Here is a 14,313-nt window from a genome sequence, read left to right on the forward strand (position 1 = left end):
CGTCTTGTCACAGTAGTCATTCTGGCTTATCTCCTTATGCAGGTTGGAAACCCACACACAAACCATCAGACACTCTCTACCCTTGTTTACTTTTTGTAAAATTGTGGGTTGAGGTGAGCACAAACTCACCCAACCAACTACCCCCGCGCAGCCCTCAACCGGCCAGCAATAGCCCGAATATCCTCCACACTCGGCTGAGAAACCGGAGCCTCAACCTCCAACGGCCTATACCCCCGCACTCGGCCAAAAGTCCCCTCAGCCAACTGCCTATCACGCTCCACACGCAAACGCTCACGATGTGCTGCCAACTCACGCTTCTTAACCGGATCGTGCTCCCAACGCTCAATCACCAGCTTCGCCGCCCGCTTCATCTCACGAGGAGTCACCATACGGTCACCCACTAGATCCGTAGCCCACAACTTCACGGCCTCGGGCCATACCTCAGTCGGGAACGGCATACCCTCCAAGACGCTCGCCCACGCGTCCACTGCCTCAACCGATGGCGGTGGGAACCTATCAGGGGCCAGGCGCTTGCCGTATTGCAGCACGTTTGCCGCAAGCTCCCGCGCCTCCTCACGCGACTTGATGCGAGTTACCACGGCAGCTCACCTCGCGACTCCCAACCGAACGGCGGGGTAGTATTCCGCTGCCTATCCTCATGGAGGAGGTCTACAAAATCTTTCTTCTGCTGCGCAGCCGGAGCCTGCTGGCTACGAATATCCTCCACCGTGATTTCCTCATCATCCCACGATTCCGCATTCAACCACGTTGCCGGGTAAGGCATCTTATCTTTCGGCCTGTTCTCAACCGCCCAGGAGCGCTTAGAGCGGTCTAACCCAGCCTTGAGGACATCTACCTCCACACCGTTCTTACGAGCCTTGATAAAGGCTTTACGCGCCGCGCCCTTACCAGTCTTACGAGGATAATCCGTGTACCAATCGTCGAACTCAGACTCGTGCGTGGATTGCTGAGATGCGCGCTTGTCTTGCGAAGTAAACACGTCTTCACCTCGTTCAGAGCGCTCAGGGGCATATATATCTAGTTCACTTGGATCTAGTTCTATTGGATCTAGTTCTGTATGCTCTCTCGAGGTATACTCCCTCCCTCTAGAGTGGTAAGGGGTAGTGCTCTCACGAGGTACACCCCCTACTTCCTGAGTGGTAGGGGTATACCTCATGTCTAGTAGACGGTATCCATTCGACGTTTGCTCGGGGTACTCCTCCGAACGCTCGTAGGATATTTCCCCCTCCTCGTTCTTAAATCGGGGGAATGTTTGCAGCACGCCAATCTCTTTCAGCCTCGTGATGTACTGGTCAACCGGCGTAGCGGATTTATACCCTAGGTGGCGCGCCAGCGTGCGGCGGGACGGGTGCGCCAGCTTAGTGCGATGATTGGCGTATTTTTTCAGCCACGCGTACAAGGCTAAGGCGCGGGAGTCCCCATCCAGCGCCTCCATGACCTCAAAAGGAAGCATGACGAACTGGCGGGTTTCATCGTAAATATCGGCAGCCATTATGGTCGCACCTCCGTCCGGGTGGTGGTGCCGTCCTCGTTGAGGAGCACCCACACGCCACGTACGCACATCGGCACCTCAGCAGGGTTCGGGTGGTGCGAGTGAACAATCAGCCCGCGCTCGCGGCCCGCCTGCGGCGACTCATGAGTGATGTGGTGGTGGCATGCGTGGCAAAGCGCCGCCCCATTGCTCACAACATCATTCCCCCGCTGGCGACGCTGCCTGTGGTGCCATTCCTCCGGGGCGCCAGTACAGCCCTTTAGACCGGCCTCACAGCGGCCCCGCGCCCTATCCATGACCAGCATGTAAACCTGCTGCGGCATTGCACCTCCCCTACGTGGGCGACGCTTCATAGGGGTGCGTTTAAGTGGTGTTCGCTTCACCATGTTTCCTTTCTGTGTCACTCCCCAACCTGTGCGCTTGCAGGCACACAGTGGGTACAAGAATTTGAGTATAAGGGACGTTGAGGGCATTAAAAATAGCCCCACCCGGCTTGCGGGCAGGGCCACCCTCAGAAAAGCGCTAGGCGCTAAGCCGCCTCAGTATTCTGTTCCTCGACCACTTCACCATCAAGAACGGTCTGAACATTCTGCTGAGCCTGAGCGCGCTGCAAACGCTGTAGGGTTTCCTGCGCCATGCTGACTAGCTGGCCGTCGCCCTTTTGCTGGTAGTAGCGCAGCGCGGAGTTGAGCTTATCCACATCGTGGTTCTTCTCAGCATCCATCAGGCCCTGCGCCTGCTTAGATACGTACCCCTTACGCGCTGCGGCCTGCTGCTGGGGGTTAGTCTGCTGCGGGTACTGATTACCCGGCTGGGACGAACCCCGCTCAAAATAGGACTCATCCGGATCGGGTTCCTGAGTAGGCAGCGCCAGAGTCTGAATGTAGGCGGTACGCAACGCCACGGAATGCGCCTTGGCGGTCGCCTTGTCCGACATGTCGAAAGCCTCGCCCCACGTCACGGTGCGCAGGCCCTCGTCTACCGGGTGGCCCGCCAGCAGCCACACAACTTCCAACTCCAACAGAACGTGAGTCATGTTGCCGCCGTTCTTACGCGGAACCACATCCTTGATGTGCTGAAGTGCGCGGGGAGCCGCCACCACACCATGTTTGCGTAGAATGGGGCCGCAGGCGTTCAGCACGCCGTCAATACCACGGAAGTTGAAATTCTGGGCGTTATTGCGTCCGTCCTTACCCACGGCAGGCAAATCCACCATGATGGCGTTGAGCGCGGTAATAATATCTGGGTGCTTGGTTGTTTCGGTAGCCATTACTGTTCCTCCATGATCTTTTCGAGATATGCGTCTGATATTTCCTGGTAGCGAGGTTTATCCTCGGGGTGGCGTTTCACCCATGAAGTGGTGCGGCGGCATGTTCTACATGCTCTGCGGCGATTGTCTGGGCCAAACATGATGAGGTTTGCCCCGGTGTATGGATGCCCATATTTGCAGTGCGTTTTACGGGTTTGCCAATGAGTTTTCTGGTTCGCAGCGTCGTACATGTTGTCGCTGCGCGTGCCGTAGTAGAGGTTTGAAGGCTGGTTGTTAGCCGGGTTCCCGTCCTTGTGGCAGATTTCCTTGTTTTCTGGGTAGGGGCCAAGAAATGCCAGGGCCACTACTTGGTGAACGAGGGACGGGATTGTCTTTCCATCTTTTCGGAGGTCAATTCTCAGGTGACCAGAGGGCATAACCGTTCCTTTTAGTACACGGCCCTTTAAGTGGTATACGCGTCCGTCTGACCTTAAAATACTTCGGTCAACCGACCGTATATAGCCCGCGTCGCTAGCCTCATACAATCCCTCAAAGCCGGGGACTGGTATCCACTCACTCATGGTTTATTTTCCGTCTGTGATTTCAGCAAGAGAGTTAGATGCGCTGGTGATCATGTGCTCAATAGCAGCCTTAGCCACCTCGTCCGTGCCCTTGCGGATAGCCATGCGGGAAGCTGAGCTGTCCTTGATTTCCCAGCCGGGAGCAAGGTCGCCGTTAATCTGCCACTCCTTTAGCACGTGGTCTGCGAGGTGCTTTTCATCTTCTCGGGAAATACCGGAGTCCAGCAGGTCGGGGCGGGTCTCAAAAAGCAGGTCAATGATTTCTTGGTGGCGCGGATCGTCTGGGGCGGGTAGCGCGTCGATGATTTCCAGCCCGTGATCGTCTGCCATTGCTAGGAGTACCGAGTGGTCGGTGCAGACTGCTTTCTTATTAGGCTGGCTCATGGACGCGGTGCCCAGCTTCACACCCTGGTTGTTAGTGACGGTGCGCTTATCGCCGGGGGCGAGCTGCTTTTCCAGCTCCCGCTTCTCTTCCTTGTGCATCTCGTACAGCTTGCCGAGTACAGCGGATTGGAGTACTACACGCTGGGCGAGGTCAAGACCATTCGCTTTAACGTGGTCGGGGGTGTTATCCTGAGTGTGCATCAGGTTTTCAGTTTCCTTTCTGACTGGTGCAAGCCTCCACATTTATGGTGTTGCAGCGCCGTGGGGGCTTTTCTTATGCGCTTAGGCTGCGGCGGCTAGTGCCTGCTCCGTCTCGATGAATGTGTCGAGGTCGCGGCGGGTAAACAGTAGCTTGCGTCCGGGGCGGGACGCTTTAATTAGTCGGTTTTCGTTGGCGGGGCGGTTCATGTACGAGTACACGGTAGTGCGGCTAATTCCTCCGAGGTATTGCTGCGCTTCTTTGATGTCTAGCAGTCCCTCGGGGTGGCCTTTGATGTAGATAGCCAAGGGGTTTTCCTTTCTGACTGGTGGTTCGCCTTGCAGGGCGGGGCTATTCCTTAACCCTGTACTAAACTGTACTATACGGTACTCCGGTTTGTAAAATCCCCCGCCCCGCAACGAACTTGATAATCTAAGCCCATGACAACCCCCGACCAATGGCTCCCCGGCCAACTCCTCCAACAAGCGCGAGAATACAACGGCCTATCGAAAGCAGAAGCCGCCCGCCGCTCCGGCCTATCCGAATCCTGGTGGAGACGATTAGAAACCGGAATCAACATCCGCAACGGACAAAAAATCAGAGTCACCGCCACCCCAGAAGCACTAGCCAAAGCAGCCCAAGGCGTAAACCTACCCGTCAACCAAATATTCGAAGCCGCAGGACTAGAAACCACAACCCCCACCAACCTCAGCGACGAAATCACCACCGAAGCCAAACGCCTCCCACCCCGCCTACAACGAGAAGCCTTAGCCTTTATCCGAGGCCTCACTGTAGCCGCTAGGCAAACCGAGGAATGAAGAATAATCACTCAAAGCCCGCTGAGCCTGCGCCGCATTCACATGCACATAATTAAACGTGGTATCCACCTTAGAATGCCCAAGAATCGACGCGATAACCTCCGGCCCTACACCACACTCACGCAAAAGTGACGCAGCCGTATGGCGAGCTGTATGCAGGTCAACAATCGGCAATCCAGCATCCCGCAAAGCCGCCTTCCACCTGATAAGCGCCCGCTCAGGACGAATAGGCAACCTTTTCTCAGACACCCACACCAGCCCCCACTCATTACTAGGCGTGGCTGCAATATGCCGCCTCAGAACCTCGTCAAGCGGAGACGGAACAGGAACAATACGACGCGATTTAAACGTCTTAGGGCGAGCCAAAATCATCGACCCATTCAGCTCCTCCCACTCGTACCCTGGCGGCACCGCATGACGTTTAATCGGACACCACCGGGCGCCCGCCCCACCGCCACACTTGCAACCCCGACCATGCTCCCACGGCACACTGGAAGCAGCCCACGAAAGATCAATCTGAGCCATACCAGAAACGAGCGACACCCGATCGCGGGTGAGGCCTAATAGCTCACCTTTTCGAGGACCAAGGAAGAGATACGCCGCCCATAATGAAGCCAGCGGGTCGCCATTTTGTGAGGAGTGAAGAATGAGGTGCCGCGCCTGGTCGACACTCAAGGCGGTGCGGGGTCGGGATACGGCACGGGGCCTATCAACACGCGAGCACGGGTTAACCTCAATGAGTCCCCGGCGTACCGCATCGGCCATGCAGGTTGAGAAAGTGGAGTGGATTATCTGCACGGTTCGGTCTGAGCATCCAGAATTGCGCACAGATTGGTCTAACTCCCTCACTTCATCGGCCCCTACATCTTTCAGTGCGTACTGGCCGAGGGTGGGAATAATGTAGTTCCGGCAGTGACCTTTAACGTTTCTTAGTGAGTTGGGGGAGTACTTTTCAACCGCTGTGGAGGATAGCCAGCGGGTGACAAAGGTTTCCACGGTCATTTTTTGGGGTGCGGACGCGCCCTGTTTTAGTTGTAGATACAACTCATTGCGGCGGCGAACGCACTCCACTTCTGTCTTAGCTGAGACGGTGCGACGCACCTGGCGACCTTTACCGTCCCAGCCGATGGTGATAGCAGCGCGCCAGCGCCCATTTTTGGTTTGGTAGATGGAGCCGAGTTTCAGGTCTTTTACTGGTTTCATGGTTGTGTAGCTGACTTGGTAGCTGTGTGGTGGTAGCTGTATTGGTAGCTGCCACCCTGTACTGGTTCGGACACCATAGTACAGTTTGTGAGCTGCCAAGAAAATACCCACCGCCAGAAACCGACCCTGTACTGGTACAGTCCAATAACCGACTATCAAATTCCCAAGCTGCTAGCGCGGGTTCGATTCCCGTCGTCGGCTCCAATTTTCGGGGGGAATTTTCTTGCTAGTCTGTGGCGCTTAACCACTGGGCAAGTTCTTTTTGTGCCCGCTCTACCCCTCCTGGATAGTGCGCCTCTAGTTCTGCGGCGGCCGGCTTCAAGAATCTCTCCACAAGCTCGGCCATATCACGCTGAGGCACGGTGCCACGGATATTATCCAGCGGGGCACGGAACGTCACTCCCAGGTCAGTCCGGAGCTGATATCCGCGCCAATCTTCGCTGTAAACGCGCAGCTCTGCCCCGCGCAGGTTCGATTCGATAACCACATTGCCAAAGATGAGCGTTGTCAGAGTTCTCTCTTCCATGGCTCCGAGCCTACTAGCCGCAGCGGACGATGGGCTGCGGGTCGTAGACCGTGGTGGTGGTCTCGCGGGAGAGCTCTTTGCCGCCGAGGTCCTTGATGATGCGGGTATCAGACGTCGTAAAGCCTGGCGCACCAGAGGAAGGCGAGCAGTCGCTGCCTGGCACAGACATCGGCTGTGGGTCGGTATTGGCCCAGCGGCCATTGTTCACAGACTCAACGTCAACGGTCTTGGTGCCCTTCAAACGCACGGTAATCTTGCCGCCCCCGAAGTCGGTCTCAATGCGGACCGGGGTGTTGAAGGTATTGGTGAACTGCAGGTCGATGGCGCCTTCGTAAACGGTGGCCTCGCGGCCGGCGGGGTAGCGCGAAATATAGTACGAGTGCGGGGTGTGGGCGGTATCTTCCATGCCCGCAAAGTAGGCAGCGTTGTACAAGGTAGTGGCGAATTGGGAGATGCCACCGCCGACGGCGGAACCGGAGTGGCCATCAATAATGATGCCGGATTCCACATAGCCCTGGGCAGTGCCGCGGGGGCCGGTGTAGCCATTGAGGGAGAAGGTCTCGCCGGGGTTGACTACAGCGCCGTTGACCTCTTGGGCCACCAGCTCGATGTTCTTGCCCGAGGCAGCGGAATAGCCCTCGGTTGTGAACTCGCCAACGGTATCGTTAAAGGTCGCCTTCTTGGCGTCTTCGGTGGTGAACTCGGCAGGGTCCGGCTTATAAGTAGCGTCCCACTCGCGGTCGTCACCGGTCACACGCTTGTCAAAGTCCTTCATGGTCGGCTCCCAGTCGATGATTTCGCCATCTTCGGACGGGGTGACCTGCTTGTCGTTGCCGTTGAAGGAAATCTTGGCATTCACACCGGGCACATCGGCGCCCTCAGAGCGCTCCGCCAACAGCTCCTGCGCGCGGTTGGTATCCACGGCGAGCTTGAGCTTGCCGTCCTTCTTTTCAATGCTGGTGAATTGGGAGATTTCCGGCTTATTCAGGGTAGCCGTGACATTATTTTTAGCCTTCAAGGTAATCGGATTATCCAGCGCCTTAGCGGCGTCGCCGGTGCGCATGGCCTCGATGGCCGCATCATTGATGGCCGGTTCTACCTCTTCTGGGTCCACGTCCACGCCCTCGGAATCGAGCCAGTTTTCTGTGACCGCGTTGTGCAAGGAGCCGGCATCCACGGTTTGGCCAAGCTTCGGGTCGGTGACCTTGAGCTCGCCGTTGTTAAGCTCCAACATGCCATCGACAGGGTGGGTGGAAAGGTTTTTCTTCACCCGCTCCAAGGCAGGCTGCAGCTGGGCTTCATCTACGTTGGTCTCTACCGGAATATCCCGGGTGGAACGGAAGAAGCTATACAGGCGGGTGAAAGGGTTGAGGGAAGGCTCCTTAATATTGTCCACGGCCCGCTGGTTATCCAGGGCAAGGCCCGATTCGGAAGGGACGAGTTCTGTGTGAAGGTCACCGGAGGTGACGGAAACGGGTTCGGTCTCTACGCCCGCAAGCTCATCTTCGAGCTTCTCCACGGCGGCAGTGCGATCCATGGCGGAGATGTCCACGCCGTTGACGGAAACGGCGCGCGGAATCTTGTCCTGGTTTGCCGCGACATCCCAGGCATAAGCAATACCCGCGATCAGGACAAGGCCGACAAATACACCGAGCGCGATGAGCCAGCCTTTAGCACCGTTTTTTCCTTCTGCCTTTTTCACGCCTTAAAGGTTAACGGTTTTAGTGGTATTTTTCCTAGTCCTGTGCGGCCTCGGCTGCAACGTCGGCCGGTGGAACGCTGACATGGCGGGCCGCATCCTCGAGACGCTCGCGCGGCAGGCGCCCCTCGTCCACGGCACCGACAACGGCATCGATTACCGCATTGATATCGCCCTCGGTGGACCACAGGGGCATATCGGCACCGGCATTGAGGGAGGTCACGACGGCGTCGGCGAGCGGGAGCGAATCCGCAATCGCCTTCATGCCACCGATGTCATCGGTATAAATAGGGCCGTCGTACTGCAGGGTCTCGCGAGCCAAGCCATAAGCCTCCGGCAGCATAGAAGCAGGAGTCTGGCCATCGCCCAAACCGGGCACGGCGAGGTGGCCCATCATGAGCGCGGCATTCGGCGCTTGAGGGAGGGCGGTTTTAAAAGAAATGAACTCGTGTCCCTCCAGCTCTTCCAGCGGCGGGGTAACGGCCTCGGCCAGGTGGGTATCGCCAGAAGCACGGCCGTGTCCCGGGAAATGCTTGAATACGGCCTTGACCCCAGCGGAATCCAACCCGCGGGCAAAGGCGGCGCCGTATTCACCCGCCTGTGCTGGATCGGTGGAAAAGGACCGATCGCCCACCACCTCTAGGCCATTGCCATCGACGTCGAGCACCGGCGCAAAGTCCACGTTGATGCCATGAGCCTTGAGGCTCGTGCCAATCTCGTGGGCCAGCTGTTCCACCTCTTGCGGGGAACGCTCGGCTGCCATTTGTTGCGGTGCGGGATAATCGCCCAAGATCTCTGAGAAACGCTGCACCCGCCCGCCTTCAAAATCGATGGAGACTTCAAAGTCGCGGCCTACCTCTTGGCGCAGGGCATTAATATCGCGGCCCTCTTCCTGCAGCAGGTTGGGATCCGCCCAGCTGGGAATAAAGATTCCGCCCACGCCAGCATCCAGTTTGGCCTTAGCATCGTCGTAATTGGTGACCGGGGGCATCAACACAGAGGCGGCCATGGCGCGGATGTCCTGCTGCGGGGCTGCTTCCTGCGAAGTCTCTTCTTGCGTCTCTTGCGTCGCGGCCGGTGAGCTCGATGCCGCTGGGGTGGTGGAGTCCTGACTCTCGGCGTCCTCCTGAGGGGAGGTAGAGCAGGCGCCCAAGGCCGTCACGAGGGCAAGGCTGGCGAGAATGCGCGGAGTTTTCATGCCTTCCAGTGTGCAATATTCCTCGCCTTCTGTCTGAAACGGTGGGTAGACTAGCCACATGAGTAACGGCGAGACAATGCTAATTGCCTACGATGGCACCGAACGAGCCGGCCGCGCCCTCGAGCACGCGGCCCAGCTGCTGCGGCCCACCACGGTGGAAATCCTCACCGCTTGGGAACCCGTAGCCCGGCAGACCGCCCGCGCCGTCAGCCGCACTGGAATGCACCAGTCCACCGTCTCCCCGGACGGCGTCGAAGAGGATCCGGCCTACGAGGAAGCGTTGAAAATCTGCCGCCAGGGCATCGAACTAGCCGAAAGCCTGGGCTTGGCTGGCCGCGCCCACTTGGTGGAATCCGCCACCACTATTTCCTCCGCCATCATTGATGCAGCACACGAGCTGGACGTGGATGTCATCGTGACCGGCACCCGCGCCCTGACAGGTTTCCGCGCCTGGTGGACCAACTCCACCGCCGATCAGATTGTGCGCAATGCCGGCCTTCCCGTCTTCATCGTGCCGCAGGAAAACGAAGATGACGCGGACAATGATGAGGCAGAATACTTCTAAATAGCTGCTAGTATTTTTAGCCATGGCTCTGGAAACCGATTCTTTGAACAAGCGCACCCTTGGCCCCGCCATCGGTAGCGCTGTTGTGGGCATCGCGCTCGGCGTCATCACCATCATCGGCATCGCGCAGTTCTCCGGCACTGATACCGTGCCGGAAGGCAATGCGGTTTCTGCTTCCGATGCGGTTTTGGGCGGCCCTGAGTACGGATCCCGCAACTAGGTGTGCGTACCCTCCGCGGGCGGCTTGCCCGCCCCTACCCGCTGGGGATCTTTGCCCTAGCGCTCATCCTCCTCGTGCAGCCGTGGGGGCTGACAGCTGCCGATACCAAGCATGATCTGGCCGCCAATCCGCTGCATTTTCTCCGCGGGGCACTGAGCGCCTATACGGATACCTTTACCCTGGGACAACTACAAAATCAGGCCTATGGCTATCTTTTTCCCCAAGGGCCCTTCTTCGTTTTGACCCAGCCACTGCCCGATTGGCTGGCCCAGCGCCTGTGGTGGCTGGTGGTCTTAAGCGTTGGCTTCATCGGCTTTCATAAGCTCGCCTGCAAGGTAGGCCTGCGCGGCGGGTGGGTCTGGGTGGCGGCGATGCTCTACGCGCTTTCCCCTCGCGCGCTTTCTACCCTGACCGCCATTTCTTCCGAGACCTGGCCGGTCATGCTCGCCCCCTGGGTCATCCTGCCCTTCCTCAATGCCAAGCTCACGTGGCGCGACGCCGCCGCAGCCACCATCCCCGTAGCGCTCATGGGTGCGGTCAATGCCACCGCCACCATCGCCGCCTGCACCCCGGCCGCGGTAATTGTGCTTTACCGCCGCGCATTCAAACCCGGCGCGGCCTGGATCCTAGGGTGCCTGGCGGTATCGGCGTGGTGGATCGGCCCGCTTATCGTACTTGGCCGCTACGCCCCGCCGTTTACGGAATTCATCGAATCCGCTCGCGTGACCACGCGCTGGCTCAACCTGCCAGAAATCCTGCGCGGGACCACGAGCTGGACACCGTTTGTAGATACCGAGCGCGTGGCGGGCAATGCGCTGGCTACCGAATCCTTCTTCGTGCTGGTCACCATGGGCATCGCGGCCGTGGGCATCTACGGGCTCACCAAACTGCCGCGTGTGTGGGCCGTTGTCCTAGTGGTGGGCATCGCGGTGCTGGGCTGCCAGGCGGGGTGGTACCTCGATGCTCTCGATGGCCCGCTGGCCGCGCTGCGCAACCTGCATAAGTTTGACCCGCTGGTGCGCCTCCCACTGCTTTTGGGTGTCGCACGCGCCTGCGCACAGCTGCCGCTACCGCACAGCTTGCGGCCTACCAAGAAGCAGACGGTAGGCGCGCTCACGTTACTACTGTGCATCGCGGTCATCTCCCCGGCATGGTCGCAGCGCTTGCTGCCGCTGGGGGCGTATAAGGAGGTTCCCTCCTACTGGCACGAGGCCACGGACTTTATCAATACCCATGCCGCCGATACCCGCACCCTTATCTATCCGGAGGCGTCTTTTGCCCGGCAGACCTGGGGGTGGACGCGCGATGAGCCGGCCCAGCCGCTGCTCGATGTCCCTTGGGCCGTGCGCGATGCCATTCCGCTCGTGCCACCAGAGGCTATCCGTGGGCTCGACGGTGTGATGGCCGCGCTCAAGGAAGATCCGGCCACCGGTGTGCGCTCCCTTCAGCGCCTGGGCATCGGCGCGGTCATGGTGCGCCACGATCTCTTCACCGGTGAGGACGAGGCCCTGGCCAGTAAATTTGGCGGCGAGGTCCACCGCTTCGGCGAGGTCGATGTCATCTTGCTCAACCACGCCGGCATGTCCTTAGGGCCCACAGACCCAGTCCGCGTGGCCGGCGGCGGGGAAGCCTTGGCGCTTCTCGACGCCCACTGTGGCCCCACCACCCGCCAGCTCGTCGATCGCGACGCCGATATCGTCACCGATACCCCGACGCTTTCGGACCGCAACTATGGCACCCTCGACGGCCCTATCTCCGCACCCCTGGGTGCAGACGACCCCAGCCACGTAAATAACCGCCTGCGCGATTATCCTTCCGCGGGGCCTCTTAGCCAGGTCGAGACTCACGGCGGTTCCGTGGCGGTTTCTTCCTCTGCGGCCGATGCCACGGCCTTCGGTGGCGCCCAACCAAAAAAGTCTGCGACGGCCGCGGTGGACGGGGAGAACTCCACCGCCTGGTGGCCCGCGCCGGGCGATGACTCCGGGTGGATTGAGCTGCGCGGTCATTTCACCCAACCGCGCCTAAAGCTCATGGCCACCAGCGCCACTACGGTTACGGTGCGCTCCGGCAGCGCCGCAGTAGACGTGGACTTACAGCCCTTCCGCTCGCAGGAGGTACGCGTACCTGGCGGCGATACCGAGGCCATTCGCGTGGAGCTGTCTCACCGCACCGGCATCGCGGAACTAGGGGTAGAGGGCCAGCCGGTCGAGCGCGTAGTGACCGTGCCGGATACCTCCCCCGATGTGCACCAATTCTTCTTCCAGCAGATGCTGCAAGATACCGGTGTGCTCATCCGCGATTTCACCGCGCCGCGCCCCATGCGGGTAAAGGTGGATTCCACCAAGCCCGTGCTTATCGACGCCCACCGCTACTCCCCCGGCGATTCCCTCACCCTGAGCCCCGGCACGCACCGCGTGCGCACCACTGGACCGTGGGTGAGCCTTCGCGAGGTGGGCTGGCGCCCGCCGGAGCCCTCGAAGCCCACTGGATACTCGATTAAAGCCAGCGAGGAAGACCGTCTCTTGGTCACCGGACGCGCCTTTAATAAGGGCCTGCGCGGTTATTTGGACAATGAAGAGCTCACCCCGCGCGAGATCGACGCCGCCACCCAGGCTTTTGTCATTCCGGCCGGCCGTTCCGGCGACTTCCATATGTCCTTCACCGCCCAGCCGGTTTATCGCGCCACCCTCCTCTTGGGCGGCTCCTTGGGATTGCTGACGCTCGGCCTGTGCCTCCTGGCGGCCGCGCGCCACCCGTCCCAGCCCGCCTGGCACGCACCGCGTGGGGGCGCTGCCTCAGCCGCCGTGGCACTTGGTGCACTGGCCCTTACCGGCTGGCCGGCCGCAGTGGCGGCCGTGGCCGCGTGGTTGGTAGTGCGCTGGACCACCATCCCGCGCGGCTATCTCGCCCCCGGCGTAGTCGCTGCGGCTGGAGCCATCCTCGCCCGCGCGCCGTGGACGTCTGGTTCCTATGCGGGTGATTCGCTCTTGCTTAGCTGCTTGTGTGCCGCGGGCGTGGCCTGTCTTTTCGCCGCCGACCGAGGAGAAGATCCCGGCCGGGACGCTCGATGAGCGTATAACTAGCGGCCGAAACCACCACGGTGCCCACCACAGTCACGGCCAGAATGACCCAAAAGTCCAGGGGTTTCCCGCTAAAAAGCGGCACCCCGGTAAGGGGAAAGACCAGGCCCAAGATGGCCACATGCCACAAGAAAATGGAATAGGACCATGTACCCAGTGCCTGCATGAGTGGGCTGGTCAGCCAAGATTTCTCCCGCGGGGCTAGAGCCACCGGTACCACCACGACTGCGGCAAAGGCCGCGCCCGCCATGATGCGGCGAGAAAATTCCGCGGGTTCGGGATGGATAAGCCCCTGCGGCCCAAACCACTCGCGACTGGCAACCCACAGCACCACCGCCGCCGCGAGCCACCACGCCCAGCGCGGCCGCAGCACGCGCTGCACTCGCCGACTGATGCCGGCCTCTTCGCATTCGGCGGCCAGCATTCCCACGGCAAACCACGAGGCATACGCCGGCGGCCAGATCTGCGAGTTGACCTGGTCCTTGGCGTAATCGGCTACAAAGGGCACGAATCCCCACGCCCAGCTGAGCACTCCTGCCAAGACAATGGCGGCAATGCGCCAGCGCCGCGGCAGCGTTCCAAGCAGCCACACCAGCACAGGCAAGAAGAGATAAAAGAAGAATTCCACGCACAGCGACCACAGATGGGTAAGACCTGGGGCCAACCCGTCGACCACATAAATTTGCGTGGAAGTAAGATTGCTCAGCAGTTGGGTGAGGGTGAGTGAGTGGGCGTCGGGAAGCAGGAGCATCACCGCCACCACGCAGGCATAATAGGCCGGTAAAAGACGTGCCACGCGCGAGCGCGCAAAGCCGGCTAAGCTGTGCAAGCCACGGCGGCGCCACAGCAGGAAGGCGCTGAGGGCAAAGAAAACGGCGACGAAAAAATCGAAGCGCCCAGCAAACCCCCACCCAGTTCCGGTCTGAAAAGACACGTGGGTGACAATGATTCCAAGGGAGGCGACCGCGCGTAGACCGTCTAGCTCCGGCAGATGCTGGGGTACGCTTTTCACAGATGCCTGCGGCTGCACGCTTGCTCCTAACCCCGGATCGATCTGAAACTGATTGGACATATTACT

Annotated in this window: 16 protein-coding genes; 4 read left to right on the plus strand and 12 right to left on the minus strand. The window is 59.8% G+C overall.

All coding sequences use genetic code 11. The features are described from left to right. Positions 1–137 precede the first annotated feature (137 nt). The 7 genes from WMQ00_RS09235 to WMQ00_RS09265 form a co-directional block, all read right to left on the minus strand. Positions 138–599: a hypothetical protein gene (locus tag WMQ00_RS09235; protein ID WP_340440963.1), complete on the minus strand. Its 462-nt coding sequence runs from the start codon at positions 597–599 to the stop codon at positions 138–140. After that, a complete protein-coding gene (locus WMQ00_RS09240) occupies positions 593–1,513 on the minus strand; it encodes a helix-turn-helix domain-containing protein (RefSeq protein WP_340440964.1) in 921 nt (306 codons plus the stop codon). The genes WMQ00_RS09235 and WMQ00_RS09240 overlap by 7 nt, the downstream gene beginning before the upstream one ends. Continuing rightward, the gene (locus WMQ00_RS09245; protein ID WP_340440965.1) at positions 1,513–1,836 is read right to left on the minus strand and encodes an HNH endonuclease; all 324 of its coding nucleotides are present in this window, start codon (positions 1,834–1,836) and stop codon (positions 1,513–1,515) included. Before WMQ00_RS09245 ends, WMQ00_RS09240 begins: the two co-directional genes overlap by 1 nt. A gap of 206 nt (positions 1,837–2,042) precedes the next feature. Then, on the minus strand, positions 2,043–2,783 hold the full coding sequence (locus tag WMQ00_RS09250) for an ERF family protein (protein ID WP_340440966.1): 741 nt from the start codon (positions 2,781–2,783) through the stop codon (positions 2,043–2,045). Continuing rightward, a complete protein-coding gene (locus WMQ00_RS09255; RefSeq protein ID WP_340440967.1) occupies positions 2,783–3,343 on the minus strand; it encodes an NUMOD4 motif-containing HNH endonuclease in 561 nt (186 codons plus the stop codon). The genes WMQ00_RS09250 and WMQ00_RS09255 overlap by 1 nt, the downstream gene beginning before the upstream one ends. A 3-nt stretch (positions 3,344–3,346) precedes the next feature. Continuing rightward, positions 3,347–3,928 carry a hypothetical protein gene (locus WMQ00_RS09260; protein WP_340440968.1) on the minus strand — a complete coding sequence of 194 codons (582 nt, stop codon included), beginning with the start codon at positions 3,926–3,928 and terminating at the stop codon, positions 3,347–3,349. 81 nt (positions 3,929–4,009) lie between these two features. After that, positions 4,010–4,234 carry a helix-turn-helix domain-containing protein gene (locus WMQ00_RS09265; protein ID WP_340440969.1) on the minus strand — a complete coding sequence of 75 codons (225 nt, stop codon included), beginning with the start codon at positions 4,232–4,234 and terminating at the stop codon, positions 4,010–4,012. Between the two features lie 132 nt (positions 4,235–4,366). On the opposite strand from WMQ00_RS09265, the gene WMQ00_RS09270 reads away from it, so the two are divergent. After that, complete coding sequence (locus tag WMQ00_RS09270; RefSeq protein ID WP_340440970.1) at positions 4,367–4,744, plus strand: helix-turn-helix domain-containing protein; 378 nt, start codon at positions 4,367–4,369, stop codon at positions 4,742–4,744. On the opposite strand, the gene WMQ00_RS09275 is transcribed toward WMQ00_RS09270, so the two are convergent. The 4 genes from WMQ00_RS09275 to WMQ00_RS09290 form a co-directional block, all read right to left on the minus strand. After that, positions 4,694–5,947: a tyrosine-type recombinase/integrase gene (locus tag WMQ00_RS09275; RefSeq protein ID WP_340440971.1), complete on the minus strand. Its 1,254-nt coding sequence runs from the start codon at positions 5,945–5,947 to the stop codon at positions 4,694–4,696. The two genes, WMQ00_RS09270 and WMQ00_RS09275, sit on opposite strands and share 51 nt — an antisense overlap. A gap of 226 nt (positions 5,948–6,173) precedes the next feature. Continuing rightward, on the minus strand, positions 6,174–6,473 hold the full coding sequence (locus tag WMQ00_RS09280) for a hypothetical protein (protein WP_239206591.1): 300 nt from the start codon (positions 6,471–6,473) through the stop codon (positions 6,174–6,176). 13 nt (positions 6,474–6,486) lie between these two features. Further along, positions 6,487–8,175, minus strand: a complete 1,689-nt coding sequence (locus WMQ00_RS09285; RefSeq protein WP_316360686.1) for a VanW family protein — start codon at positions 8,173–8,175, stop codon at positions 6,487–6,489. Positions 8,176–8,209: 34 nt separating this feature from the next. Further along, complete coding sequence (locus tag WMQ00_RS09290) at positions 8,210–9,370, minus strand: glycoside hydrolase family 3 N-terminal domain-containing protein (RefSeq protein WP_340440972.1); 1,161 nt, start codon at positions 9,368–9,370, stop codon at positions 8,210–8,212. Between the two features lie 58 nt (positions 9,371–9,428). Here WMQ00_RS09290 and WMQ00_RS09295 point away from each other — a divergent pair, with 58 nt between their 5' ends. The 3 genes from WMQ00_RS09295 to WMQ00_RS09305 are packed head-to-tail and all read left to right on the plus strand — an operon-like array spanning position 9,429 to position 13,226. After that, entirely contained in the window at positions 9,429–9,935 is a 507-nt protein-coding gene (locus tag WMQ00_RS09295) for a universal stress protein (RefSeq protein ID WP_316360684.1), read from the plus strand. Positions 9,936–9,957: 22 nt separating this feature from the next. Continuing rightward, entirely contained in the window at positions 9,958–10,155 is a 198-nt protein-coding gene (locus WMQ00_RS09300; protein WP_005325448.1) for a DUF2613 domain-containing protein, read from the plus strand. Positions 10,156–10,157: 2 nt separating this feature from the next. Next, positions 10,158–13,226 carry an alpha-(1->3)-arabinofuranosyltransferase domain-containing protein gene (locus tag WMQ00_RS09305; RefSeq protein WP_316331051.1) on the plus strand — a complete coding sequence of 1,023 codons (3,069 nt, stop codon included), beginning with the start codon at positions 10,158–10,160 and terminating at the stop codon, positions 13,224–13,226. Here WMQ00_RS09305 and WMQ00_RS09310 read toward each other — a convergent pair. Continuing rightward, on the minus strand, positions 13,147–14,307 hold the full coding sequence (locus tag WMQ00_RS09310) for an acyltransferase family protein (protein WP_340440973.1): 1,161 nt from the start codon (positions 14,305–14,307) through the stop codon (positions 13,147–13,149). The genes WMQ00_RS09305 and WMQ00_RS09310 overlap by 80 nt on opposite strands. Between the last annotated feature and the right edge of the window lie 6 nt (positions 14,308–14,313).

It is taken from the genome of Corynebacterium sp. KPL2825 (assembly GCF_037908445.1).
In the GTDB taxonomy this organism is placed as follows: domain Bacteria; phylum Actinomycetota; class Actinomycetes; order Mycobacteriales; family Mycobacteriaceae; genus Corynebacterium; species Corynebacterium kefirresidentii.

Excerpts from the sequence above, each read along its gene's own strand:
- WMQ00_RS09240 (WP_340440964.1), bottom strand. The coding sequence starts at position 1,513 with ATGGCTGCCGATATTTACGATGAAACCCGCCAGTTCGTCATGCTTCCT.
- WMQ00_RS09245 (WP_340440965.1), bottom strand. The coding sequence starts at position 1,836 with ATGCCGCAGCAGGTTTACATGCTGGTCATGGATAGGGCGCGGGGCCGC.
- WMQ00_RS09250 (WP_340440966.1), bottom strand. The coding sequence starts at position 2,783 with ATGGCTACCGAAACAACCAAGCACCCAGATATTATTACCGCGCTCAAC.
- WMQ00_RS09255 (WP_340440967.1), bottom strand. The coding sequence starts at position 3,343 with ATGAGTGAGTGGATACCAGTCCCCGGCTTTGAGGGATTGTATGAGGCT.
- WMQ00_RS09260 (WP_340440968.1), bottom strand. The coding sequence starts at position 3,928 with ATGCACACTCAGGATAACACCCCCGACCACGTTAAAGCGAATGGTCTT.
- WMQ00_RS09270 (WP_340440970.1), top strand. The coding sequence starts at position 4,367 with ATGACAACCCCCGACCAATGGCTCCCCGGCCAACTCCTCCAACAAGCG.
- WMQ00_RS09275 (WP_340440971.1), bottom strand. The coding sequence starts at position 5,947 with ATGAAACCAGTAAAAGACCTGAAACTCGGCTCCATCTACCAAACCAAA.
- WMQ00_RS09280 (WP_239206591.1), bottom strand. The coding sequence starts at position 6,473 with ATGGAAGAGAGAACTCTGACAACGCTCATCTTTGGCAATGTGGTTATC.
- WMQ00_RS09290 (WP_340440972.1), bottom strand. The coding sequence starts at position 9,370 with ATGAAAACTCCGCGCATTCTCGCCAGCCTTGCCCTCGTGACGGCCTTG.
- WMQ00_RS09295 (WP_316360684.1), top strand. The coding sequence starts at position 9,429 with ATGAGTAACGGCGAGACAATGCTAATTGCCTACGATGGCACCGAACGA.
- WMQ00_RS09300 (WP_005325448.1), top strand. The coding sequence starts at position 9,958 with ATGGCTCTGGAAACCGATTCTTTGAACAAGCGCACCCTTGGCCCCGCC.
- WMQ00_RS09310 (WP_340440973.1), bottom strand. The coding sequence starts at position 14,307 with ATGTCCAATCAGTTTCAGATCGATCCGGGGTTAGGAGCAAGCGTGCAG.